21 protein-coding genes are annotated in these 22,758 nt (G+C 66.9%); 15 read left to right on the top strand and 6 right to left on the bottom strand.

Annotation, left to right across the window (positions count from 1 at the left end; all coding sequences use genetic code 11):
• Positions 1–11: 11 nt before the first annotated feature.
• The 3 genes from G0Q01_RS22500 to G0Q01_RS22490 all read right to left on the bottom strand — a co-directional run bounded on the left by G0Q01_RS22500 (position 12) and on the right by G0Q01_RS22490 (position 3,394).
• Positions 12–983, bottom strand: a complete 972-nt coding sequence (locus G0Q01_RS22500; RefSeq protein WP_164213886.1) for a tripartite tricarboxylate transporter substrate binding protein — start codon at positions 981–983, stop codon at positions 12–14.
• Positions 984–997: 14 nt separating this feature from the next.
• Positions 998–1,753, bottom strand: a complete 756-nt coding sequence (locus G0Q01_RS22495) for a FadR/GntR family transcriptional regulator (protein ID WP_159099691.1) — start codon at positions 1,751–1,753, stop codon at positions 998–1,000.
• Positions 1,754–2,215: 462 nt separating this feature from the next.
• A complete protein-coding gene (locus G0Q01_RS22490) occupies positions 2,216–3,394 on the bottom strand; it encodes an MFS transporter (RefSeq protein WP_164197981.1) in 1,179 nt (392 codons plus the stop codon).
• Between the two features lie 89 nt (positions 3,395–3,483).
• On the opposite strand from G0Q01_RS22490, the gene G0Q01_RS22485 reads away from it, so the two are divergent.
• The 4 genes from G0Q01_RS22485 (at position 3,484) to G0Q01_RS22470 (ending at position 6,783) form a co-directional block, all read left to right on the top strand.
• Positions 3,484–4,380 (top strand): LysR family transcriptional regulator, encoded by an 897-nt coding sequence (locus G0Q01_RS22485; protein ID WP_164197983.1) that lies wholly within the window; start codon positions 3,484–3,486, stop codon positions 4,378–4,380.
• A gap of 234 nt (positions 4,381–4,614) precedes the next feature.
• Positions 4,615–5,373: an amino acid ABC transporter substrate-binding protein gene (locus G0Q01_RS22480; RefSeq protein WP_164197985.1), complete on the top strand. Its 759-nt coding sequence runs from the start codon at positions 4,615–4,617 to the stop codon at positions 5,371–5,373.
• A gap of 4 nt (positions 5,374–5,377) precedes the next feature.
• Positions 5,378–6,052 (top strand): amino acid ABC transporter permease, encoded by a 675-nt coding sequence (locus G0Q01_RS22475; protein ID WP_108970183.1) that lies wholly within the window; start codon positions 5,378–5,380, stop codon positions 6,050–6,052.
• Positions 6,049–6,783 carry an amino acid ABC transporter ATP-binding protein gene (locus G0Q01_RS22470; RefSeq protein ID WP_164213885.1) on the top strand — a complete coding sequence of 245 codons (735 nt, stop codon included), beginning with the start codon at positions 6,049–6,051 and terminating at the stop codon, positions 6,781–6,783. Before G0Q01_RS22475 ends, G0Q01_RS22470 begins: the two co-directional genes overlap by 4 nt.
• A 132-nt stretch (positions 6,784–6,915) precedes the next feature.
• On the opposite strand, the gene G0Q01_RS22465 is transcribed toward G0Q01_RS22470, so the two are convergent.
• The 3 genes from G0Q01_RS22465 to G0Q01_RS22455 are packed head-to-tail and all read right to left on the bottom strand — an operon-like array spanning position 6,916 to position 9,727.
• A complete protein-coding gene (locus tag G0Q01_RS22465) occupies positions 6,916–7,224 on the bottom strand; it encodes an antibiotic biosynthesis monooxygenase (RefSeq protein WP_108970181.1) in 309 nt (102 codons plus the stop codon).
• Between the two features lie 32 nt (positions 7,225–7,256).
• Positions 7,257–8,786: an autoinducer-2 kinase gene (lsrK, locus tag G0Q01_RS22460; protein ID WP_164197989.1), complete on the bottom strand. Its 1,530-nt coding sequence runs from the start codon at positions 8,784–8,786 to the stop codon at positions 7,257–7,259.
• 2 nt (positions 8,787–8,788) lie between these two features.
• Entirely contained in the window at positions 8,789–9,727 is a 939-nt protein-coding gene (locus G0Q01_RS22455; RefSeq protein WP_164197991.1) for a sugar-binding transcriptional regulator, read from the bottom strand.
• A 215-nt stretch (positions 9,728–9,942) separates the two neighbouring features.
• On the opposite strand from G0Q01_RS22455, the gene lsrA reads away from it, so the two are divergent.
• From lsrA to G0Q01_RS22400, 11 genes are all read left to right on the top strand, one after another.
• The gene (gene lsrA, locus G0Q01_RS22450; protein ID WP_164197993.1) at positions 9,943–11,418 is read left to right on the top strand and encodes an autoinducer 2 ABC transporter ATP-binding protein LsrA; all 1,476 of its coding nucleotides are present in this window, start codon (positions 9,943–9,945) and stop codon (positions 11,416–11,418) included.
• The gene (locus tag G0Q01_RS22445) at positions 11,411–12,421 is read left to right on the top strand and encodes an autoinducer 2 ABC transporter permease LsrC (protein ID WP_164197995.1); all 1,011 of its coding nucleotides are present in this window, start codon (positions 11,411–11,413) and stop codon (positions 12,419–12,421) included. Before lsrA ends, G0Q01_RS22445 begins: the two co-directional genes overlap by 8 nt.
• Positions 12,418–13,401: an autoinducer 2 import system permease LsrD gene (locus G0Q01_RS22440; protein WP_108970176.1), complete on the top strand. Its 984-nt coding sequence runs from the start codon at positions 12,418–12,420 to the stop codon at positions 13,399–13,401. The genes G0Q01_RS22445 and G0Q01_RS22440 overlap by 4 nt, the downstream gene beginning before the upstream one ends.
• 35 nt (positions 13,402–13,436) lie before the next feature.
• Positions 13,437–14,453: an autoinducer 2 ABC transporter substrate-binding protein LsrB gene (lsrB, locus tag G0Q01_RS22435; protein ID WP_164197996.1), complete on the top strand. Its 1,017-nt coding sequence runs from the start codon at positions 13,437–13,439 to the stop codon at positions 14,451–14,453.
• A gap of 68 nt (positions 14,454–14,521) precedes the next feature.
• On the top strand, positions 14,522–15,763 hold the full coding sequence (locus tag G0Q01_RS22430) for a class II aldolase/adducin family protein (RefSeq protein WP_164197998.1): 1,242 nt from the start codon (positions 14,522–14,524) through the stop codon (positions 15,761–15,763).
• 703 nt (positions 15,764–16,466) lie between these two features.
• On the top strand, positions 16,467–16,895 hold the full coding sequence (locus G0Q01_RS27440; protein WP_370457343.1) for a hypothetical protein: 429 nt from the start codon (positions 16,467–16,469) through the stop codon (positions 16,893–16,895).
• A 36-nt stretch (positions 16,896–16,931) separates the two neighbouring features.
• Positions 16,932–17,879 carry a LysR substrate-binding domain-containing protein gene (locus G0Q01_RS22420; RefSeq protein WP_164198000.1) on the top strand — a complete coding sequence of 316 codons (948 nt, stop codon included), beginning with the start codon at positions 16,932–16,934 and terminating at the stop codon, positions 17,877–17,879.
• A 191-nt stretch (positions 17,880–18,070) separates the two neighbouring features.
• A complete protein-coding gene (locus tag G0Q01_RS22415; RefSeq protein WP_235940335.1) occupies positions 18,071–18,676 on the top strand; it encodes an ABC transporter permease in 606 nt (201 codons plus the stop codon).
• An 80-nt stretch (positions 18,677–18,756) separates the two neighbouring features.
• The gene (locus G0Q01_RS22410; RefSeq protein WP_164198002.1) at positions 18,757–19,917 is read left to right on the top strand and encodes an acyl-CoA dehydrogenase family protein; all 1,161 of its coding nucleotides are present in this window, start codon (positions 18,757–18,759) and stop codon (positions 19,915–19,917) included.
• Between the two features lie 3 nt (positions 19,918–19,920).
• Positions 19,921–21,975, top strand: a complete 2,055-nt coding sequence (locus tag G0Q01_RS22405; protein ID WP_164198004.1) for an acetate--CoA ligase family protein — start codon at positions 19,921–19,923, stop codon at positions 21,973–21,975.
• Positions 21,972–22,757, top strand: a complete 786-nt coding sequence (locus G0Q01_RS22400; protein ID WP_164198006.1) for a carnitinyl-CoA dehydratase — start codon at positions 21,972–21,974, stop codon at positions 22,755–22,757. Before G0Q01_RS22405 ends, G0Q01_RS22400 begins: the two co-directional genes overlap by 4 nt.
• Position 22,758 lies beyond the last annotated feature (1 nt).

Raw genomic sequence — 22,758 nt, 5'->3', positions numbered from 1 at the left:
CCCTACTCTCCTCAGCTGCCGCGTTGCGCGAGGCCGATGGCGTTCATGACCTCGCCGACGCTCTGCTGCGTCTCGTCGAGGAAGTCAGTGAACTCCGCGGCGTCGAGGTAGCGAGCGCCAAAGCCCTGCTGCGCCATGAAGGACTGGAACTCTTCGCTGTCGAAGACGGTCTTCACGGCGGCTTCGAGCTTGGCCGCGGCCTCGGGATCCATGTCCTTGGGGCCGACGACGCCGCGCCAGGTGCCGCCCGAGTAGGGGGTGCCGGTCTGTTCGGCGGCGGTGGGCACGTCCGGGAAGGCCGTGTTGCGCTCGTCGGCGAAGACGGCCAGTGCCTTGGAGCGTCCCGCATCCATCATGGTCTTGCCCTCGGGCAGCGACGACGGGATGATCTGCACGCCTCCGGCAGCCAGTTCCTGAAAGCCGGGGGCAGCGCCCTGCGAGGGCACCATCGTGACCTTCAGCGGGTCGACGCCCTGCTGTTGCAGGAAGCCGGCGAAGGCAAGGTGATAGGCCGCGCCGACGGCGGTGCCGGACATCTTGAAGGTGCCGGCGGGCGCATTCTTGATTGCCTCGACGGCGTCGCCGACGGTTTCCCAGTCGCTGCCTGCGGCCACGTGGAAGGCACCACTGTCGAAATTCACCAAGCTGATCGGCGTGAAGTCCTCGTCGGTGAACTCGGCGTTGCCGGTCCAGTAGTAGGTCACCATCTCGGCGGTCGCGAAGCCGATGGTGTAGCCGTCGGTCGGCGCGGTCACCATGGCGTTGTGGCCGACGACACCGGCGCCGCCCGAGCGGTTCACGACCGCGACATTGGTTCCAAGCTCGGCTTCCAGCCCCTTGGCCAGCATCCGCGCGACGGCATCGGTGCCTCCGCCGGCGTTCCACGGCACGATCATGGTAATCGGCTTTTCGGGGTATTCGGCCATGGCGGTGCCGGCCGCCGCGAGCAGGGCAATGCTCGCGAACGTCATTTTCTTCAGCATGAGGTCTCCTCCGTTTAGCTGAATGTCTTGGTAAGCTTGTGCCTTTCCAAGTGGCGACGCGTGAACCAGATGGTGTCGAGCATCGCCTGTCGGGCGGTCGCCGCGTCCTTGCGCTCGATGGCGTCAAGAACGTTGCGGTGATTGACCAGGTTGTTGCGGAAATTCTCCATATGCATCTCGATGGCGACCCGGAACAGTTGCCCGAGCACGGCGTCGATGGCGGTGTCGAAGGCCTCGATGATCGGGTTGCCGGTCGAGGCGAGGATCGCCAGATGGAACTCGCGGTCGGCGCGGATCGCGGCCACGGCATCACCGCTGTCGGCGGCGGCCTCCATCTTGTCGTAGGCGACGCGGATCGCGGTGATCGCGCTGCGGCTGGCGCGCTCGGCGGCCATCGCCGCGGCGGCGGGTTCGAACACCTCGCGCGCCTCGTCGATCGAGCCCATCAGCTCGACGTTGAAGCCTTCGCTCGGCATCATCCAGCGCAGCACATCGCGATTGAGCAGGTTCCAGTGCTTGCGCGGCAGCACCCGGGTGCCGATCCGCGGCCGCACCTCGACCAGCCCGAGCGCGACCAACGTGCGGATTGCCTCGCGCAGGGTGGTGCGGCTGATCCCCAGATCGTCCATCAGACTGGCCTCGACCGGCAGCGTGCCCTCGACCTCGTACGTGCCGGCGACGATGCGCCGGCCCAGCGTGTCAAGAGCCTCGGACGCCTTCAGAGGGCGCGCATCGGCTCCCAGGGTCTCAGGCAGTGCGAATTCGCTCACGGCTGTCTCCTCCATGTCAACCTCGGCGGCTGACCGACCGTAGCGCCTCCACCCCACGGTCCAAGATGAATCAGTCATAGACAATTTGGTACGATGAATCAAATTCAATAATCGTATCAAACTACATATCAATTATATGTATATAAATGAACGCTCTAGATGGAACATGCTCGCGTCCCGCGAGCGGGAGCACCTGCAGAGGTCGCTTGTCGCGCTCCACGTCCCGGACCCAGATGACATCGCGCGCACGCCCGCCCCGAACGCGCCGGGGCGGGTCGGACCTTGCAGATTTAGCGCGTCAGTCCCAATCGGGTGCCAGCCCCTCGGGCGAGACGATGCGGCCCTGCGGCTCCGCCGCCAAGGAAGTCGCGCGCTTCGCCGGGCGCCATGCGGACGGTGCCGAGGCCAAGCGCGGGGAATCCGGCGCGCCCAATGTGTCCAATGGTCATGGGACAAGTCCTCCTATTCTGCTGGAAGAGGGGAGGCCGTCCGGTCGAGACGCCCGGAGAGCCGGGTCAGAAGCACGCCGACGAAGACGACCGCAGCGCCGAGCAGGGGTGCCGCGGCAAGGCCGCTGCCCGCGACGACGAGCCCGCCCGTCCATGCGCCAAGCGCGATGCCAAGGTTGAAGGCGCCGATATTGAGACCCGAGGCCACGTCGACCGCATCGGGCGCAACCTCGCGGGCGATCTGCACGGTATAGACCTGCAGCGGAGGCACGTTGGCGAAGGCGAAGCCGCCCCAGACTGCGATCACCGCGATGGCCGCCGCAGGCGACGAGAGCGTCAGGCCGAGCGCCAGCAAGACCGCCGACAGCCCGATGAAGATCAGCGTCAGCGCGCGCACCGCGCCCATGCGGTCCGCCAACTTGCCGCCGATGATGTTGCCGACCGCGACCGAAGCGCCGTAGAGCAGGATGACGAGGCTCACCGCGCCCGCGCCGAGCCCGGTCACCTCGCTCAGCATCGGGGCAAGGTAGGTGAAGGCGATGAAATTTCCGCCGTAGCCGACCGCGGTGATCAGGTAGACGAGCAGCAGCCGTGGCGAGGTCAGCACCTTTGCCTGAGCGCTCAGGCGCGGCACCGGGCGCCGGCGCAGCGTGCCGGGCACAAGCAGCGCCGAGGCGATCAGCCCGATCACGCCCAGAACGACCACGCCGAGGAAGCTCGCCTGCCACCCGAAGTTCTGACCAATCCAGGTGCCGAGCGGCACACCGGTGACCAGCGCGACGGTCAGGCCCAGAAAGACCAGCGCGATCGCGGAGCTTTCCTTCTCGCGATCAACGAGGTCCGTAGCGATGGTCGAGGCGATGGCGAAGAAGACACCATGCGCGAGACCCGTCAGAAAGCGCGCGGCGATCAGGCTGTCGTACCCGGGCGCAAAGGCGGCGAAGGCATTGCCGGCGATGAACAGAACCAGCAGCGACAGCAGCAGCGTCTTGCGCGGCAGGCGCCCGGCAAGCGCGGTCAGCACCGGCGCGCCGATGGTCACGCCAAGCGCATAGAGGCTGACCAGAAGGCCGGCCGAGGGCAGGGATACGCCGAGGTCCGCCGCGATGGTCGGGATGAGGCCAACGATCACGAACTCGGTCGTGCCGACGGCGAAGGCGCTGATCGTCAGCGCCCAGAGAGCTAAGGGCATGGGAGGCTCCTGTTACCACTTTCGCCGCGAAGATGGCCGCGCTAGGCTTTTGCGTGAACAGACAGGTTGGCAAAGGCCCGTTGCGCTTGATGCACGAATTACCGCAGACCCGAGACCTTGCGACCTTTGTTAAGGTGATCGAGGCCGGGGGCTTCGCCGAGGCCGGCAGGCATCTTGGCGTGGCTCCCTCGACGCTGAGCCGGGCGGTGACCCGCCTCGAGCTGCAACTCGGCGCCACCTTGCTGCGCCGGAGTACCCGCGCGATCGAACTGACCGCTGAGGGGCGCGACCTGCTCGTGGCGGCACAGGACATCGTCACCCGGACCGAGTCGCTGGCCGATCTCGCGGCGCAGGGGCGTGCACCGCGAGGTCCGCTGCGGGTGAATGCCCCGGCGGGCTTCGTTCTGCACGTGATCGCGCCGCAGCTGGCCGAGTTCCACGCGCGGTTTCCCGAGGTGGAGGTCACTCTCGACATGACCGATCGCCTCGTCGACCTGATCGACAGTCATGCGGATGTGGCGATCCGCTTCGGGCGATTGGCTGACAGCGAGGTGCTGCAGCGGCCGCTCGGACGCACGCCATGGCGTCTGGTCGCGGCTCCGTCCTATCTTGACCGCGCAGGCTGGCCCGACAGGCCCGAGGCGCTTGGGCAGCTCCGGCAGGTGCGCTTCACCGCGCCGTCGCACATCAACGGCCTGCACTTCGAGGGGCTTTCCGGGCCAGTTGACGTCCCCGCCTCGGTTTACGCCGAGAATGGCGAGGCGGTGCGCAGCCTCATCCTTGGCGGCATGGGGATTGCGCGCCTTTCGGAGTTCATGGTGGCCGAGGATATCGCGGCGGGGCGGCTGGTGTCGCTCTTTCCCGATCGCCTGCTGGCAGACCCGCTGGAGATCACCGCGCTTTATCTTACCCGCACGTCGGGGTTGCGACGGCTCGCGGTCTTTCTCGAATGGCTGTCGGAGAAACTCTCCCGGACCGGCGCCTGACCGTCATCGCGTCTCCCCCCGGAAATCTCTTGCCGCAGGGGCGGGAAAGCGACAGCTGCACCAACCCCATCGACGGACCCGGGGCAAACGGGCATTCTTTCCGGGGCGGATAAGACGGAACGACGTTCCGCAAGACGAGCGTCACCTCGAGACAGGGACCTTTTCTTTGTGGACCCATTGATCCTCGCGACCCGGGAAGACACCTAGTGCCCCTAATTCAAAGGAGTTGCCAAGATGCTCAAGTCTATCGCCACCGCCACAATTCTCGCCGCCGGGCTCGCAGGCAGCGCCATGGCGCAAGAGGCCCAGACCCTGCGGGTGGGCATGTCGGGCGGCTATTTCCCCTTCACCTTCGTCAAGCAGGACGTGCTGCAGGGCTTCGAGGTTGATGTCATGAACGCCGTCGGCGCGCAGACCGGCCTCGACGTGGAATTCGAGACCATGTCCTTCTCGGGTCTCGTCGGCGCGCTCGACGCGGGCCGCATCGACACGATTGCCAACCAGATCACCATCACCCCCGAGCGCGAGGCCAAGTTCGCCTTCACCCAGCCCTATGTCTACGACGGGGCGCAGGTGGTGGTGCGCGAGGGCAATGACGAGATCACCAGCGTCGAAGACCTGCGCGGGCGTACCGTCGCTGTGAACCTCGGCTCGAACTTCGAGCAGCTGCTGCGCGAGTTGCCCTTCGCCGACGAAGTGGAGATCAAGACCTACGAATCCAACATCGCGCAGGACACCGCGCTGGGTCGGGTCGATGCCTTCGTGATGGACCGCGTCTCCTCGGCGCAGCTGATCCAGGAAAGCCCGCTGCCGCTGGCGCTGGCCGGCAAGCCCTTTTCGGAGATCCACAACGCATTGCCCTTCCGCAACGACGCGGCCGGCACCGCGTTGCGCGACGAGGTGGACGCGGCGCTGTCCACCCTGCGCGAGAACGGCACGCTGACCGAGATCTCGCAGAAGTGGTTCGGCACCGACATCACCAGCCCGGAGTGAACCCATGCGGGGACTGGACCTCGACTACATGCTGGGGCTGGTCCCCGTTATCCTGGGCTACGTGCCGCTGACGCTGGGTATGGCGGCGGCGGGGATGGTCCTGGCGCTCATCCTCGCCTCGCTGCTGGCGGTGGAGCGGGTGTTCCGCCTGCCTTGGATCGACTGGGCGGTTGTGCTGTTCATCAGCTTCTTCCGCGGCACGCCGCTCTTGGTGCAGCTCTTCCTCTTCTACTACGGGCTGCCGCAGGTGATGAGCTTCCTGACCAGCATCAACGGGGTCACCGCCGCGATCATGGGGCTGACGCTGCACTTCTCCGCCTACATGGCCGAGACGATCCGCGCGGCGATCCTCGGCGTCGACCGCAGCCAATGGGAGGCGGCACAGTCCATCGGCATGACCCAGCTGCAGATGATGCGGCGGATCATCCTGCCGCAGGCCGCCCGGGTGGCGGCGCCGACGCTGGTCAACTACTTCATCGACATGATCAAGGGCACCTCGCTGGCCTTCACCCTTGGCGTCACCGAGATGATGGGCGCGGCGCAGAAAGAGGCGGCGGGCAGCTTCCTCTATTTCGAGGCCTTCCTCGTCGTGGCGTTGATGTACTGGGCCATGGTCGAGTTGCTGAGCCAGGGGCAGAAGCGGCTCGAGGTCTATCTGAACAAGGCGTATGCACGATGATTTCCATCCGCGGTCTCAGCAAGACTTTCAACGGCACTGCGGTGCTTGATGCAATCGATCTTGACATCGCGCCGGGCGAGCGGGTGGTGATCATCGGCCCCTCGGGGACCGGCAAGTCGACGCTGCTGCGCTGCCTCAACTTCCTCGACCATCCCGATGCGGGGCGGATCACCATCGGCGAGGTGACGCTCGACGCCGCCCGTGCGACCAGGGCCGAAATCCTCGCCCTGCGCCGCCGCTCGGCTTTCGTCTTCCAGAACTACGCGCTCTTTGCCAACAAGACCGCGAAGGAAAATATCATGGAGGCGCTGGTCACCGTGCAGGGCCGCCCGCCGGCCGAGGCCGAGCGGCGTGCGCTCGAGGTGCTGGCCGAGACCGGCCTTGCCGAGAAGGCGGACAGCTACCCCGCGAGCCTCTCGGGCGGACAGCAGCAGCGCGTCGGCATCGGCCGGGCGATGGCGATCGGCGCCGAGCTCATGCTCTTCGACGAGCCGACCTCGGCGCTTGACCCGGAATGGGTGGGTGAGGTGCTCGACCTCATGCGCCGCGTCGCCGCGCGTCGCCAGACAATGCTGATCGTCACGCACGAGATGCAGTTCGCCCGCGAGATTGCCGACCGGGTGATCTTCATGCACGGCGGCAAGATTGTCGAGGAAGGCACGCCGGAACAGATTTTCGGCGCACCCAAGGACGAGCGGCTGCAGCGGTTCCTCAGGCGGCTGTCGCATTAGGCACATGTGATGGGTGCGCGTGCCAAGTCTCGCGACCTTCTTGCGCAGATAGTGGGTGCCCTTCCCATGCGGGACAAGCCGGCGCCGTCGCAAGGACGGCGGCACGGCTCGACGATCGGCGCGGCTGCGGGCTCAGGCGGGCGCCTGGTCCTGGATCAGCACCGGCGAGAAGTAGGTCTTGCTGCGTCCGCCGAGGGTGATCGGATCGATCATTGACACGCAGGTCTGGTAGTGCGGGGTCTTGCGGTGCTCGTCCAGAGCGGCCTCGCTCTCGAATATCTCGTAGACGTAGAAGTTGTTCTCGTCTGCGGGGTCGTGCAGCAGGTCGAAGCGCAGGTTGCCCGGCTCCTTGCGCGTGCCTTCGCAGTTCAGAGTGAAAGCCTTGAGGAAGGTGTCGCGCGTGCCTTCCTGAACCTTGATGTTGACGAGTTGGATCAGCATGACCTTGTCCTTTGTGAGTGGAATGGGAAGCCTCAGATGCCGGGCGCCTGCCACATCGAGGTGGTGGTACCGTCAAGTACGAGCTGGCGCTGCGCGGCATAGGCCTTGGCCCATCGCTCGCCGGCCTCGTCGTAGAGCGGCCGCAGCGCCGTATCGGGGGTGAAGGTCCGTTCGATCCGCGTCCAGGCACCGCCCGCCTCGGCGAGCGAGGCAAAATGGCCAGCACCGGTCGCCGCCGCCGAGGCGCAGCCCTGCGCGGTGGCCTCGGTCACCTGCGGCGTGACCACCGTCAGCCCGGTGACATCGGCAAGGATCTGCGACCAATGGGCGGATTTCGCGGCGCCGCCGGCGAAGACCAAGCGTTCGGGCCGGTGGCCGGTGAGGGCAAAGACGGCCTCGAGGTTCCGCCGCGCGACGATGGCCGCGTTCTCCTGCAGCGCGCGGAAGATCGCGGCGGGACCCGAGGCGGCCGCGTCGAGCGAGAGGTTGAGCAGTGAAGGCGCGGCGTGGAACCAGTCGCCGTAGCGCATGACGTCGGAAAAAATCGGGATGATCCCATAAGCGCCGGGCGGCACGGCCATCGAGTCGGCCTCGAGCGCCGCGTAGCCTTTGCCATTGCCGAAGGCGTCGCGGAACCAGCGCATGACCGCGCCGGTGAAGAAGCTGATCGCCTCGGCCTGGTTGAGCCCGGCAACCATGTGCGGGTTGATGCGTAGCGTCATGCTCGGATCGGTGAGCGACAGGGGCACGTTCACCACCTGCTGCCAGAAGGTCCCGCCCAGCACCGCGCAGTCTCCCTCGTGCACGATGCCGAGTCCAAGCGCGCCGGTCTGGCAGTCGCCGCCGCCGGCGACGACCAGCGTGCCGGGGGCCAGACCGGTTTCGGCCGCGGCAGCGGCATGGACCTTGCCAATGACCTCGCCGGTGGTGACGCCGCGGGGAAAGAGATCGGTGGGCAGGCCAACGGTTTCCAGTGCCCCGGTCAGCGGCGCGCGGGTCCGCAGATCAAGCAGGCCCGTGGTGCCGCCGTTCGAGGGCTCGAGCGTCAGCTCGCCCGAGAGCCGGTAGAGGATCCAATCCGAGAGCATGGTGAGGCTGCGCGCGCGGTCGAGCGTTTCCGGCGCGTGGCGGCGCAGCCAGGCGAGACGGGGCAGGGCGCCAAGCGCGTAGGTCTGGCCGGAGCGCGCGTAGATCTCTGCCTCGAGCCCGGGGTGGGCCCGCTTAAGCTCGCGCACCTCGTCACCCGCGCGGGCATCAACGTTGGCGCAGGCCCAGATTTCGGCGCCGCTGGCGTCATGCAGCACGAAGGCTTCGCGCATGGCGGTGGCGCTAACCGCGCGGATCTCGGTGGGGTCGATCCCGCTTGCCGCGATCACCTCGCGGCAGCAGCGCGCCAGCGCGGCCCAGTTGCCGGCGGTGTCGAAATCCATCGAGCCGGGGAAGCGGGGGTCGGTGGCGTGCCACCATTCCTGTCCGGAGGCCGCGATCTCGGCGCCGGTGTCGTCGAAGAGCACGGCGCGGCCGCTGCCGGTGCCGGCATCGAAAGCAAGGAAGTAGGGCATGCTCAGGCCTCCGCCGCGTCGAGAAGGGCGAGCGCGGTCGGCTCGTCGGTGATCAGGATGTCGAGGATTTCGCCGCGCAGGGCCGAGAGGATCGGACCGGTCTTGCTCGGCCCTCCCGCCGCGCCGATCACCCGGTCCGAGGCGCGCAGTTGTTCGAGGTCGACGCCGACCACCCGGTCGTGCAGCGGCACGCCGATGTCCTGCCCGCGACGGTCGTAGAAACGGCAGAGGATGTCGCCGCGCGCGCCGCCCCGGCGCAGCGGATCGATCTCGCCCGCCGGGATGTAGCCCTGCGTCACCACCGTCGCGCTCTCGCTCAGCCCGCCGATGCCAACCAGCTTGTAGTCCGCCTCGAGCGCCTGCGCCATGAGCGCGGCGATGGACGGCTCCTGCATGAGCGCGCGCGCGAGTTCGGGCGTCGAGACCACCAGCGGCGCCGGGATGATGTTGATGTTGCGATGCCAGTTCGCCTCGCGCATCCCCTCGACGTAGGTCTGCACGCCGCCAGTGAGCGAATAGAGGCCAATGCCGCGCTCCTGCGCTGTGTGGCCCAGCATGCGGATCGAATGGGTGATGGTCTCGCCCCACCCGACCGACAGCGTCTCGCCCGGGGCCAGCTTCTGCATCAGGTACTGGGCGGCGGCCTGCCCCACGCGCAGGTTCACATCTGCGACCGAGCTTTCGGGAATCACCCGGCAGTCGCTCAGGTCGAACTGTTGCCGCATCCGGGTCTCGAGCTCTAGGCAACCCTGCTGGCGCGAGTTGATCCGCACTTGGATGAGTCCAGAGCTGCGCCCGGCGTCGAGCAGGCGCGAGACCTTTATGCGAGAGATGTTGAGGATGTCGCCGACTTCGCTCTGGGTCAGCCCATCGTTGTAATAGAGCCAGGCCACGCGCGCCATGAGGGCATCGTCGGTGGCGCTCTGAGGCTGTTCCATCATCGGGCGGGTCCTTTCCTGCGGGCTGCAAGCGAGATCATAATAGTTCTTCATCAAATATTTGATCAAGTCAACTGCCCAAATATGTGGCGATTAGGTCCAATAAATGCGCAGATTCAGATTGACACGACATGGCATGATTGCACAAATGATGTAGGCGAGTGCAAATGAACATCAGCTGATGGTCGTCTCGCGCTCGGCATCGGTGAGGAGGCGTCATGGAAACTGTTCTCGCGGAATTGAAGTCCGTGTCGAAAAGCTACGCGGGCGTCCCCGTGCTGAAGGCGGTCGATTTCACGATCCGCTCCGGCGAGGTTCATGCGCTGCTGGGGGGCAACGGTGCGGGCAAGTCGACGCTGATGAAGATTCTCGCGGGGCTCGTGTCCGCATCGGGCGGCGAAGTCCGGCTCGGCGGCGCGCCGCTCTCGCCCGCGACTCCCGCGCAGGCCCAGGCAATGGGTCTCTACCTCGTTCCGCAGGAAGCGCATATCTTCCCCAACCAGTCGGTGCTCCAGAATATCTGCGTCGGCATGCCGAAGCCCGCCGGTGCCTACCGCGCGCGGGTCGAGGAGCTGATTGCCCAGCTCGGCGTTTCGCTGTCGCCGGATTCCAAGGCCGCGACGCTGGAAATCGCCGACCGGCAGATCGTCGAGATCCTGCGCGGGCTGCTGCGCGAGGCCAAGGTGCTGATCCTCGACGAGCCGACCTCGGCGCTGACGCCGCACGAGGTAGAGACGCTGTTCGGCCACATGCGTGCGCTGCGCGCCGAAGGGCACGGGCTTGTCTTCATTTCCCACAAGCTGCACGAGCTGCGCGCGGTCTCCGACAGGATCACAGTGCTGCGTGACGGCTACGTTGTGCTGAGCGAGCGGATGAGCGCGAGCCCCGACGCCGATATACTTGCTGCCATGAGCCCGGGCGTCACCGCGCTCGATGCGCGCGAACGGCAGCGCGAGATCACCGGCGCGCCGGTGCTGTCCCTCGAGGGGCTGAGCGGCGAGGGCTTCGTCGACATCTCGCTGTCGTTGCGCGCGGGAGAGATCCTCGGGCTGACCGGCGTCGTCGGTGCGGGGCGCACGGAACTGGCCGAGACGCTGGTTGGGCTGCGCCCGCGCAGCGGCGGGCGGGTCACGCTCGAAGGCCGAGACTTCAAAGCCAAGGGGCCGGGGGCGGCGGTGAAGGCGGGGGTGGTGCACCTCTCCGAGGACCGGCAGCAATACGGGCTCTTCCTCGAGGCGCCGCTCTACTGGAACACTTCGTCGCTGGTGCACGACCGGCTGCCCTTCCTGCTGCGGCCCGGGCAGGAACGCCGCCGTTTCGCAGCGTACCGTAAGTCGCTGGGCATCCGCTGCGCCGGACCCGACCAGCCGGTCGGCAGCCTGTCGGGCGGCAACCAGCAAAAGGTCCTGCTGTCGAAATGCCTGGCCGCGGCGCCGCGGGTGCTGATCCTCGACGAGCCGACACGGGGCGTCGACGTTGGCGCGCGCAACGACATCTACCGCATCATCGAGGAGCTCGCCGAGACCGGCACCGCGGTGCTGCTGATCTCGTCCGACTTCGATGAGGTGCTGCGCCTTTCGGACCGGATCGCGGTGATGGCGGGGGGCCATTTCGCGGGAGAATTGCCCGCCGGCTCCAGCACCGACGACATCGCACAGCTTGCCTTCGAGGCCGGGGAGGCCGCACATGCTTGAACGCATCGCCCGCGACCGTGTCGCGACGCTCTTCTTCGTCACGCTGGCCGTGCTGCTGGCGGTCGGCGCCGCCGCGCCGGGCTTCCTGTCGGCGCGCACCGCGAGCATCATCTGGTCCAACGGTCTGGTGCTGATGCTGGTGGCGCTGGGGATCTTCCCGATCATCCTGACCCGCAACATCGACGTGTCTGGCGGTTCGGTGCTCGGGCTCTCGGCGGTGACCCTGGGTCTGACGCTCAACGCCGGCGTCGCGTTGCCGCTCGCCTGCGGCGCGGCGCTTGGTGTCGGGGTGATGGCCGGGGCGCTCAGCGGCGCGCTGGTGGCGCTGCTCGGCGTGCCCTCGATCGTGGCGACGCTCGGCACGCTCGGGCTTTTCCGCGGGGTGATGCTGATCGCCACCGGCGGGGAGTGGATCGAGGAGCTTCCCGAGGCGCTGAAGGCGCTCGGCGCCAAGTCGGTCGCGGGCCTGTCGGTCATGGGGCTGGTCGCCGCGGGTGTTATCGTGCTGCTCTGGTTGTTCCTGCGCTCGCGCCGCGGCGGCTGGGTCAAGGTCGTCGGCGACAACCGCGCCGCGGCGCGCCACCTCGGGCTGCCGGTGAAGCGCATCGAGTTCCTTTGCTTCGCCTGGGGCGGCGCGATGTACGCGCTGGCCGGGATCACGTTCGCCGCGCAGATCGGTTTTGTGCCGAACCAGGCCGGCAGCGGCATCGAACTGCGCGCCATCGCCGCGCTGGTGCTCGGCGGGATCAGCCTGCTTGGCGGCGTGGGGACCGTGGCGGGCGTGGTCATCGGGGTGATCTTCTTCACCTCCATCGACACCTCGCTCGTGTTCCTCAAGATCCCCGCCTACTGGAACGACCTCATCGGCGGCGGCATGCTGCTGACCGTCTTGCTGATCGACGGCCGGCTGCGCATCGCGCTCGAGGCCCGTGACCGGGCCGCGCGCTACCGCCGCTCGAGCCACAAGATCGCCCCGCTCAGCGACCTGGAGGATGCCGCATGAAACGCCACTTGATGCGCTGGGAAGTGCTGCTCTTCGCGGTGCTGCTGGCCGAGCTCGCCATTTTCGGGATGATCAACCCGCGCTTCCTGCGGCCCGCGTCGCTGCTGTTCGGGACCTCGGACTTCGTGCAGGTGGGCATCGTCGCCGTGCCGCTGACCCTGGTGATCATCGCCGGAGGGATCGACGTGAGCTTCGCCTCGACCGTGGGGCTTGCTGCGATCACGTTTGGCATCGCCAACTTCTTCGGGCTGCCGCTGCCGCTCTCGCTGCTGGTGGGTTTTGCCACCGGTGCAGCCGCAGGACTGCTGAACGCGGTGGTGATCCGGCTCACGCGGCTGCAGCCGCTGGTGGTGACGCTGGGCTCGCTCTACATGTTCTCGGGCGCGGCAACCGTGCTCTCGGGGCTGGTCGGCGCCAGTGGCTACGAAGGCATCGGCGGCTTTCCCGCCGGGTTCACCGCACTTGGATACGCACAGGTGCTGGGCCTGCCGATGCCGCTCTTCGTGTTTCTCTGCTTTGCCGCGCTGCTGCTGGTCCTGCTGCACCTGACGCGGTTCGGACGGCTGGTGTTCCAGGTCGGTCAGAACGAGCACGCTGCGCGCCATTCGGGCATGCCTGTCTTCCGTGTGCAGCTGGTGACCTACGTGCTGACCGGCCTTGCCGCGGCGCTCGCGGGGCTCATGCTATCGGCCTATTTCGGCTCGGCCCGGGTCGATCTCGGCAGCGCAACGCTGCTGCCGGCGATCACTGCGGCCGTGCTCGGAGGCGCCTCGATCTACGGCGGCCAGGGCTCGGTGCTGGGCACGATCATCGCCACGTTCATCATCGGCTACCTGCAGCAGGGCCTGCAGATGAGCGGTGTGCCCAGTCAGATTTCCAGCGCGCTGTCCGGGGCGCTGCTGGTCCTCGTAGTCGCCCTGCGCCACGGCGCTGAGCTGCTTCGGGATTTCTTACCGGTCCGCTCGCGGCAGACGCACTGACCCCGGGCACTTGTTTCAATGGAGGAGGAAACACCATGCGTAAATCCCTGACGCTGCTTGGTACGGTTGCGGCTGGCCTGATGGCCGCCAACGTCGCGAGCGCCCAAGACATCGCCTTTATCCCGAAACTGGTCGGGGTGGGCTTCTTCACCTCGGGTGGGAACGGGGCGATGGCCATGGGCGACGAGCTTGGAGTCAACGTGACCTATGACGGCCCGACCGAGCCCAGCGTCTCGGGGCAGGTGCAGTTCGTGAACAACTTCGTCAACCAGGGCTACGGCGCGATCGTGCTCTCGTCGGTCTCGCCCGACGGCCTCTGCCCGGCGCTCAAGCAGGCGATGGCCCGCGACGTGCTGGTGATGACCTGGGACAGCGACGTGAACCCCGAGTGCCGCTCCTACTACATCAACCAGGGCACGCCGGACCAGCTTGGCGGGCTGCTCGTGGACATGGCGAATGACGGGCTCGCCGGCAAGGAAAAGGCCAAGGTCGCCTTCTTCTACTCTTCGCCGACCGTGACCGACCAGAACGCCTGGGCCGAGGCCGCAAAGGCAAAGATCGCCGCGGAGCACCCGGGCTGGGAGATCGTGACCACGCAATATGGCTACAACGACGCGCAGAAATCGTTGCAGACCGCCGAGAGCATCCTTGGCGCCTATCCCGATCTTGACGCGATCATCGCGCCCGACGCCAACGCGCTCCCGGCATCGGCGCAGGCGGCCGAGAATCTGGACCGCGCCGGCGAGGTGACCATCGTGGGCTTCTCGACACCGAACGTGATGCGCCCCTACGTCAAGCGCGGCACGGTCGAGCGGTTCGGCCTCTGGGACGTGACACAGCAAGGGGCGATCTCGGTCGCGGTGGCGGCGCATGTGCTGAAGGACGGCCCGCTCAACGTGGGTGACAGCATCGACGTGCCGGGCATCGGCCCGGTCGAGGTCTCGCCGAACGCGGTGCAGGGCTACGACTACGAGGCCGAGGGCAATGGCATCATCCTGCTGCCCGAACGCACCGTTTTCAACGCCGAGAACATCGACAACTACGACTTCTGAGGCCGCTCCGGCCACAGACCATCCGGGGGCGCTTGCGGCGCCCCCGGTCCATGAGAAGGAGAACCGAGATGCTAAGCCGCTGGAACGACAAGCAAGCAGAGGCCTTCGGGGCCGAGTCCGAGGCCCGGGGGGAGCCCGCCGCGCTGGGTCTGCGGGTCTACACCTCGCGGCTTATCGGGCAGGATCCGGACCTTGTGCTGCACGGGGGCGGCAATACGTCGGTGAAGATCCCGGCGGCAGAGGGCACGGTGATCCACGTCAAGGGATCCGGCTGGGATCTTGGAGACATCGAGGCGCCGGGCCTGCCGGCCATGCGCCTCGCGCCGCTGCTCGAGACGCGCGACGTGCCGCGCATGTCGGACGAGGACATGGTCGCCTTCCTGCGCAGCCACCTGCTCGATCCCTCCGCGCCCAATCCCTCGGTCGAGGCCCTGCTGCATGCCTACATGCCGCATGCCTTTGTCGATCACACCCATGCGACGGCGATCTTGGTGCTGGCCGACCAGGCCGACATGGAGCCGGTGGTGCAGGAGATCTTCGGCGGACGGGTCGGCTGGGTGCCCTACGTGATGCCAGGCTACGATCTGAGCCACGCCTGCAAGGACGCGCTGGCGCGAGATCCTTCGGTTGACGGGCTCTGGCTGGCGCAGCACGGGCTCTTCACCTTCGCCGAGACTGCGCGGGAGAGTTACGAGCTGATGATCGAGTTCGTCACCATGGCCGAGGAGTATCTCGCCGCCCGCGGCATCACCGTTCCGGCCCCGGAAGACACCGACCGCACGGCACCCGAAGCGCTGGTTCGCGACCTTGCCGACGCGCTCGTCGCGCGCGACGCGCTTGGCGATGAGCCGGCCCTCGACTTCCGCTCGACCCCCGCGATCCGCGCCTATCTCGGGCGTGACGACCTGCCGGAGCTCGCGCGACGCGGTACGGTGACCCCCGACCACGTGATCCGGCTGAAACCCTTCGGCATGTTGCTCCAGGCGGGCGCCACGCGCGAGGAGATCGACGCCGCGCTCGACGGGTTCGCCGCGGAATACCGCGCTTACTTTGAGCGCAATGCGCCCCACGCAGCCGAAGAAAAGGTCATGCTCGACCCCTTGCCGCGCGTCATCCTTGTGCCGGGCGCAGGCATCTTCGGGGTCGGCGCGAACATGAAGGCCGCACGCATCGCGGGGGATCTCTTCGAGCAGACCTGCCGTGTGGTGAACGCCGCCGAGGCCTACCGGCGCTTCACTCCCATTTCCGAGCGCGATCTCTTCGACATGGAGTACTGGTCGCTGGAACAGGCCAAGCTCAAGAAGCAGTGAGCGACGTGTTCCGCGGTCCGCGCCGACGCGCGGCCGCGGACGCTTTCGCAGCGGCGTCTGATCGCAATTGTCGAAGGTCTGGCCTTAGAGCCGGCTCCCTTCGATGCCGTGCGCCGGGACGTAGTTTTCCCAGCTCGTTCAACGCCGGCACGCGCGAGCGCGGCTTTGACATCTTGCGCTTCGACACCGCACCGCGAGGGCAGACCGCCGAGGTGAACCGCGATGAGCCGGAAATCACCTGGGCGGGCGAGGATCGCGTCACCCGCTTCCCGCTGGGCTGGCTCAAAGCCTACAAGTCTCCGCGCCGCTGCCCCGACCCGGCAGACCTGAGCGCACGGCATGGTACGGCGACCACGACTCCGACGTGCCGCGTTTCCGCCAGCCTGCGCTTCTGGCCGACCCCACTCCGAGGGCCAAATGGATCGAGGGGCTTTTGGTCGAAGGCTTCGTGATCCTCACCGACATGCCGGACAGCGACGCGGGCCTTACCGAGGCCGCCGTTGGTGATCGGTCAGCTCCGCCCGATTTTCTTCGGCGATTACTTTGACGCAAAGACCCACATCAACCCGACCAACACGGCCTATACCGCGTCGGGGCACGAGTTGCATACCGACACGCCAGCCGAGGCGCTCGCGCCGGGCGTGCAGTTCCTGCACTGCCGGGCCAACACCGTCGAGGGCGATAGAGTCTCTCCGCGAATGGCGTGGCCGTTGCCAAGGATTCCCGGCTCCGCGATCCGGCGGGGGTCAAGGTGCTCTTGGAGGTGCCAGCCCCGATCGACACCACCCCCTCGCGCTTTTACGGCCGTACTGCCAAAGATCTGGATTTCGGCGCCATCGCCAGCGCCGGGGAGGAGGGTGAACGGCTGTCGGACTCTCTGGGCGAAAAGGAGATGTCGGTCATGGGCGACCATGGGGGCACTATCGTCGGGCAGACCGTCGTGCAGGCTGTCGAGAACCTCTATTTCTTCGACAAGGCAATGCAGACGCTGATCCTCGCGCGCTCGACCGGCGCGCCACTTGCGGTGCTTTCGGATGCGGTGGCGCAGAACACCGGGGACGGCTGGCTGGCCTACCGCGGCATGGCTGACCGGCACTTTGAGTTCCTGAAGTCGCAGGTGACCCTGCCATAAGCGCGGGAGGTCTCGATCACGCGCCTGCGCCGCGCTATGCAGCGGGGGCCGTTTTTCAACCGCGCGAGGCCCGCCATCAAACGTTTCCCCTCGATCCAGGCGCTGCGCGCCATCGAAAGCGTCGCGCGCAATGGCGCGCTCTGGCGAGCCGCCGCCGAGCTTAACGTCACCCGCAGCGCGATCAGCCATCAGCTGCGCCTGCTGGAAACCGACCTCGGCTTCAAGATCCTCGAGCGCCACGGCAACCGGACCGAGATCACCCCGCAGGCTCGCGCCTATGCCGAAGACGTGCGCCGCGCGCTCAGCATGATCGCCAGCTCGACGGCGCGCGTCTCGCAGCAGGGGCTGACCGGGCGGCTGACGGTGAGCGCCCCTCCGGGCTTCGCGTCCTCCTGGCTGTGCCTGCATGTCGGTGATTTCCTGGCGGAGAACCCCGAGGTGGTGCTGAACGTGATCAGCACCCAGAATCTTGCCGACACCAACAACCCCGAGGTCGATACCTTCATCACCTTCGGGCAGGAGCCGCGCGCGCACCTCGTGATCGAGCCGTTGATGGCGGTCGACTTCACGCCGCTCTGCAGCCCCGCCTACCTGAGCCGGTTCAAGAACTTCAACGACCTCGGGATTCTCAAGGCCGCGACGTTGATACACATGAACGATTTCACCGACTGGGAGAACTGGATGCAGCTCTCCGGCCTGCCGACAGAGAACGCCCATCGCGGCATCTGCTACTCGGACATGAACATCGTGCACACGGCGGTTCTGGCCGGACAGGGGATCGCGATCGGTGACACGGTCCTGTGGCGAAATGAGTTGCGAGACGGCAAGCTGATGCGTCCCTTCGCGGCGTCCCTGCATGCCGAAACCGGTTATTTTCTTTGTACCCCGGAGGAAAAGCTCGAAACCGAGATCGTGGCTGAGTTTCGTAACTGGTTGAAAAGACGAATTGAATTGAGCAGGTTTCGCCAACGCCGCGACGGGTGACAAATTCCATTTGTCACGCAGGTCAACAAGTTTCATTTGCGGTCCATGTGCTCGTCTCCCTACCCTTGTCCCATAACGGGCAAGAATGAAGAGCGAGGCGATTGTGGTGAACACAACGCAGATCGAAGCACGTTCGGTCGGAGAAAGAATAAGGGAAGTTCCACGCCTTAGGCGCCACATCCTAAACGTGGTTGCGACAATTCCGCTGTGCCATCAACCTCCCGCTGGTCATCGCCTTCTGCATCGGCATCTGGATGCTGCGCGCGCGCGCCTCGGGGCGGATGACCGGCTTGGTGCTGCTGCCTATGGTGGCGCCGCCCGTGGTCTCGTCGCTGACGCTCGACGTCTTCCTCAAGAAGCTCACCAAGTGGAACAGAGTGATCGCCTACGGCGGCCACGGTGGCGTGATCCTCGCCCATATGGGGATGATCGTGCCTTGTGCCGTGGTCGTGGCCATGATGTCGCTGAGCCAGATCGACCGGCGTATGGACCTGGCCGCGCAATCCATGGGTGCCAGCGTGCCGACCCGCATCTTTGGGGTGATCCTGCCCAACATCCGCTTCGGCCTCTTGGGCGCGTTCTTCCTGTGCTTCCTGCTCAGCTGGGACGAGATCGGCGTGACGCTCTTCGTCACCTCGGTCGAGACCATCACCCTGCCACGCCGCATGTGGAAGGGGCTGCGTGACAACGTCGACCCCTCGATCGCCGCGCTCTCGGTGCTGCTGATCCTCGTGGTGAGCCTCTTGGTGATCGCCCGTGCCCTGCTGCTGATGCGCAAGGAACGCGCCGCCCGATGATCCTGCCTCCCGCGCCCCGGCGGCGCGGGAGACCCCGCAAAACCCCAGATCAACCCAACGACAGAACAAGAGGGTCCGACATGCATTTTGGACTGACCGAAGAACAGGAGATGATCGTCTCCACCGTCCGGAGCTTCGTCGAGAACGAAATCTACCCGCATGAGGCCGCTGTAGAGCGCAGCGGCGAGGTGCCCGCCGAGGTGGCACAGGAGATCAAGCAGAAGTGCATCGATCTCGGCTTCTACGCCTCCAACTTCCCCGAGAGTGTCGGCGGGCCGGGCCTGTCGCACCTGGAGTTCGCCCTCGTCGAGCGCGAGCTGGGGCGCGGCTCGATGGCGCTGACCCACTTCTTCGGCCGCCCGCAGAACATCCTGATGGCCTGTGAGGGCGCACAGGTCGACCGCTACCTGATGCCCGCCGTGCGCGGCGAGCGCATGGACGCGCTGGCGATGACCGAGCCCGACGCCGGCTCGGACGTGCGCGGTATGAAATGCACCGCCACCCGTGACGGCGGCGACTGGGTGATCAACGGCTCCAAGCATTTCATCTCCGGCGCCGATCACGCGGACTTCTTCATCGTCTTCGTCGCCACCGGCGTCGACGAGACCCCGCGCGGCCCCAAGAAGCGCATCACCTGCTTCCTTGTCGACCGCGACACCCCCGGGTTCGAGGTGGCGAAGGGCTACAACTCGGTCTCGCACCGCGGCTACAAGAACTGCATCCTCTACTTCGACAACTGCCGCCTGCCCGACGCGCAGGTGCTGGGGGAGGTCGATGGCGGCTTCGAGGTGATGAACGAATGGCTCTACGCCACGCGCATCACTGTGGCGACCATGTCGGTGGGCCGCGCCCGCCGGGTGTTCGACCACGCCGTGCAATACGCCGCCGAGCGCAAGCAGTTCGGCCAGCCGATCGGCAAGTTCCAGGGTGTCAGCTTCCAGATCGCCGACATGATCACCGAGATCGATGCCGCAGACATGCTGACGCTCTCCTCCGCCTGGCGCCTCGACCAGGGCCTGCCCGCCAACCGCGAGATCGCCTCGGCCAAGGTCTATGCCTCGGAAATGCTGGCGCGTGTTACCGACGCCGCGCTGCAGATCCACGGCGGCATGGGGTTGATGGACGAGCTGCCGATAGAGCGCTTCTGGCGTGACGCCCGCGTTGAGCGCATCTGGGACGGCACGTCCGAGATCCAGCGTCACATCATCAGCCGGGAAATTTTCCGGCCGCTGGGAGCCTAATCGATGGAGCCGCTCAGCCGCTTCCTTTCGCCAAAGGCCATCGCCGTCATCGGCGGTGGTACCTGGTGCGAAAGCGTGGTGCGCCAGTGCCGCGAGACCGGCTTCTCGGGGCCGATCTGGCCGGTGCACCCCAAGAAATCCGAGGTCGGCGGGCTGCCGGCCTACGCGGACCTCTCGTCGCTGCCAGGCGTTCCGGATGCCGCCTTCATCGGGGTCAACCGCGAGCTTTCGGTACAGATCGCCGGAGAGCTCTCGGCCATGGGCTGCGGCGGCGCGGTCTGCTTTGCCGCCGGCTTCAGCGAGGCGGTCTCGGAATTGGCCGACGGAGATGACCTGCAGGAGCAGTTGGTCGCCGCCGCGGGCAATATGCGGATCCTGGGACCGAACTGCTATGGCATGGTGAACGCGCTCGACGGCGTGGCGCTCTGGCCCGACCGGCACGGCATGTCGCCGGTGGAGAGCGGCGTCGCCGTCATTGGCCAGTCGTCCAACGTGCTGATCAACCTCACAATGCAGCGCCGCGGTCTGCCGCTGGCCGCGGTCGTGGCGGCGGGCAATCAGGCGCAGACATCCATGGCCGATCTCGGCATCGCGCTGCTGGAAGACCCGCGCATCACCGCGCTCGGGCTGCACATCGAGGGGATCAGCCACCTGCCCGCCTTCGAGGGGCTGGCCCGCCGCGCGCAGGAACTGGCCAAACCCATCGTCGCGCTGAAGGTCGGAGCGTCGCAGCAGGCGCAGGAGGCGGCGGTCTCGCACACCGCCTCGCTCACCGGCAGCGATGCCGGGGCGCGGGCGCTGCTGCGCCGGCTCGGGATGGCGCAGGTCGCCACGCCGTCGGAGTTGGTCGAGACGCTGAAGCTGCTGCATGTCATCGGCGGGCTGTCCTCTGCGCGGATCGCCTCGGCATCCTGCTCGGGCGGCGAGGCCTCGCTGATGGCCGACATGGGCGAAGTGGTGGGCGTCGAATTCCCTGCGCTGGACGATACCCAGAAATCCGCTCTGCGGGCGGCGCTCGGCCCGAAGGTCGCGCTGGCAAACCCCTTGGACTACAACACATATATCTGGGGCGACGAGGCGGCGCTGGAAGCCACTTTCACCGGCCTTTGCGACGCCGATCTGGCGCTCGGCTGCGTGGTGATCGACTACCCGCGCGACGACCGCTTTGCCGCGCCCGACTACGACCAGGTGCTGCGCGCGGTGGCCCGAACGAGACACACCACCGGCACGCCGATGGCCTTGGTTTCGCTGCTCGCCGAGGGGTTGCCCGAGCCGGTCGCTGCACGGGCGCTGGAGCTCGGCATCACCCCGCTCTGCGGCATGGGCGAGGCGCTGCGCGCGATTGGCGCCGCGGCACAGGTCGGCATGCGGTCCGCGGGCGGCAACCAACCAACCGAGCCGGTGCTGATGCCGATTAACGGCCATGGTGCCACCCGCATCTATCCCGAGGCGGAGGCCAAGGCGCTGCTCGCGGCAGCAGGCATCCGAGTGCCGAAATCCGACCGCGCCGACTGTGCCGAGACCGCCGGAGCCTGCGCCTCTGCCATCGGCTTCCCGGTCGTTCTGAAGGGCGAGGGCATCGCCCATAAGACCGAGGCCGGGGCCGTGGTGCTGAACCTCGACTGCCGCGAGGCGGTGATGCAAGCGGCGGCGGTGATGCCCGCGCAGAGCTTTCTCGTCGAAGAGATGATCACGGGCAGCGTGGCCGAGCTGCTGATCGGCGTGACGCGAGACCCGGCGCATGGCTTCGTGCTGACGCTGGGGCTGGGCGGTATCCTCACCGAACTCATTCGCGACACCTCCTCGCTGCTGGTCCCCGCCAGCCGCGAGGAGGTGCATCGTGCGCTCACGGGCCTGCGCAGCGGCGCGCTGCTCACCGGCTACCGCGGCCGCCCGGCGGCGGACATGGAGGCCGTGCTCGACACGATCATGGCGCTGCAGGAGCTGGTCAGCTGCCATGCGGACAACCTCCACGAAATCGAAATTAACCCGCTGATCTGTCGTGCCTCGGGCGCCGTTGCAGCGGATGCACTCATCAGGATGGGAGAGAGACAATGACCTCTTCGAACGTGCTCACCGAGCGCCGCGGCGCGGTGCTCGAGGTGACGTTGAACCGGCCCAAGGCCAACGCGATCGACATGGCCACCAGCCGCGAGCTGGGGGAAATCTTCACCAACTTCCGGGACGACCCCGAGCTGCGCGTGGCGATCCTCACCGGCGCGGGCGAGAAGTTCTTCTGCCCGGGCTGGGACCTCAAGGCCGCAGCCAGCGGCGAGGATGCCGACGGCGACTATGGCAAGGGCGGCTTCGGCGGCCTGCAGGAGCTGCGCGGCCTGAACAAGCCGGTGATCGCTGCGGTCAACGGCATCGCTTGCGGTGGTGGGTTGGAACTGGCGATCAGCGCCGACATCATCTTCGCCGCCGACCACGCCTCCTTTGCCCTCCCGGAGATCAAATCCGGCACCGTGGCCGACGCGGCGACCCTCAAGCTACCCAAGCGCATCCCCTATCACATCGCCATGGAGCTGCTCTACACCGGCCGCTGGTTCGACGTGGAGGAGGCGCATCGCTGGGGCCTGGTCAACCGCGTCGTGCCGGGGGCCGAACTGATGGCCGAGGCGCGCAAGATGGCGGACGAGCTGGCCGCCGGTCCGCCGCTGGTCTTCGCCGCGATCAAGGAGATCGCCCGCGAAGCCGAGGACATGAAGTTCCAGGACGCGATGAACCGCATCACCCGCAGCCAGCTCGAAACCGTCGAGCGGCTGTACCGCTCCGAAGACCAGAAGGAAGGCGCCCGCGCCTTCGCCGAGAAACGCGACCCGGTCTGGAAAGGCCGGTAAC

Origin of the sequence: Salipiger sp. PrR007 (assembly GCF_010499845.1) — a bacterium.
GTDB classification, from domain to species: Bacteria; Pseudomonadota; Alphaproteobacteria; order Rhodobacterales; family Rhodobacteraceae; genus Salipiger; species Salipiger pacificus_A.
The sequence above is the reverse complement of the archived record's forward strand: the minus strand, read 5'-3'. Positions and strand labels throughout refer to the sequence as shown.

Excerpts from the sequence above, each read along its gene's own strand:
- G0Q01_RS22500 (WP_164213886.1), bottom strand. The coding sequence starts at position 983 with ATGCTGAAGAAAATGACGTTCGCGAGCATTGCCCTGCTCGCGGCGGCC.
- G0Q01_RS22490 (WP_164197981.1), bottom strand. The coding sequence starts at position 3,394 with ATGCCCTTAGCTCTCTGGGCGCTGACGATCAGCGCCTTCGCCGTCGGC.
- G0Q01_RS22485 (WP_164197983.1), top strand. The coding sequence starts at position 3,484 with ATGCACGAATTACCGCAGACCCGAGACCTTGCGACCTTTGTTAAGGTG.
- G0Q01_RS22480 (WP_164197985.1), top strand. The coding sequence starts at position 4,615 with ATGCTCAAGTCTATCGCCACCGCCACAATTCTCGCCGCCGGGCTCGCA.
- G0Q01_RS22475 (WP_108970183.1), top strand. The coding sequence starts at position 5,378 with ATGCGGGGACTGGACCTCGACTACATGCTGGGGCTGGTCCCCGTTATC.
- G0Q01_RS22470 (WP_164213885.1), top strand. The coding sequence starts at position 6,049 with ATGATTTCCATCCGCGGTCTCAGCAAGACTTTCAACGGCACTGCGGTG.
- G0Q01_RS22465 (WP_108970181.1), bottom strand. The coding sequence starts at position 7,224 with ATGCTGATCCAACTCGTCAACATCAAGGTTCAGGAAGGCACGCGCGAC.
- lsrK (WP_164197989.1), bottom strand. The coding sequence starts at position 8,786 with ATGCCCTACTTCCTTGCTTTCGATGCCGGCACCGGCAGCGGCCGCGCC.
- G0Q01_RS22455 (WP_164197991.1), bottom strand. The coding sequence starts at position 9,727 with ATGATGGAACAGCCTCAGAGCGCCACCGACGATGCCCTCATGGCGCGC.
- lsrA (WP_164197993.1), top strand. The coding sequence starts at position 9,943 with ATGGAAACTGTTCTCGCGGAATTGAAGTCCGTGTCGAAAAGCTACGCG.
- G0Q01_RS22445 (WP_164197995.1), top strand. The coding sequence starts at position 11,411 with ATGCTTGAACGCATCGCCCGCGACCGTGTCGCGACGCTCTTCTTCGTC.
- G0Q01_RS22440 (WP_108970176.1), top strand. The coding sequence starts at position 12,418 with ATGAAACGCCACTTGATGCGCTGGGAAGTGCTGCTCTTCGCGGTGCTG.
- lsrB (WP_164197996.1), top strand. The coding sequence starts at position 13,437 with ATGCGTAAATCCCTGACGCTGCTTGGTACGGTTGCGGCTGGCCTGATG.
- G0Q01_RS22430 (WP_164197998.1), top strand. The coding sequence starts at position 14,522 with ATGCTAAGCCGCTGGAACGACAAGCAAGCAGAGGCCTTCGGGGCCGAG.
- G0Q01_RS22420 (WP_164198000.1), top strand. The coding sequence starts at position 16,932 with ATGCAGCGGGGGCCGTTTTTCAACCGCGCGAGGCCCGCCATCAAACGT.
- G0Q01_RS22410 (WP_164198002.1), top strand. The coding sequence starts at position 18,757 with ATGCATTTTGGACTGACCGAAGAACAGGAGATGATCGTCTCCACCGTC.
- G0Q01_RS22405 (WP_164198004.1), top strand. The coding sequence starts at position 19,921 with ATGGAGCCGCTCAGCCGCTTCCTTTCGCCAAAGGCCATCGCCGTCATC.
- G0Q01_RS22400 (WP_164198006.1), top strand. The coding sequence starts at position 21,972 with ATGACCTCTTCGAACGTGCTCACCGAGCGCCGCGGCGCGGTGCTCGAG.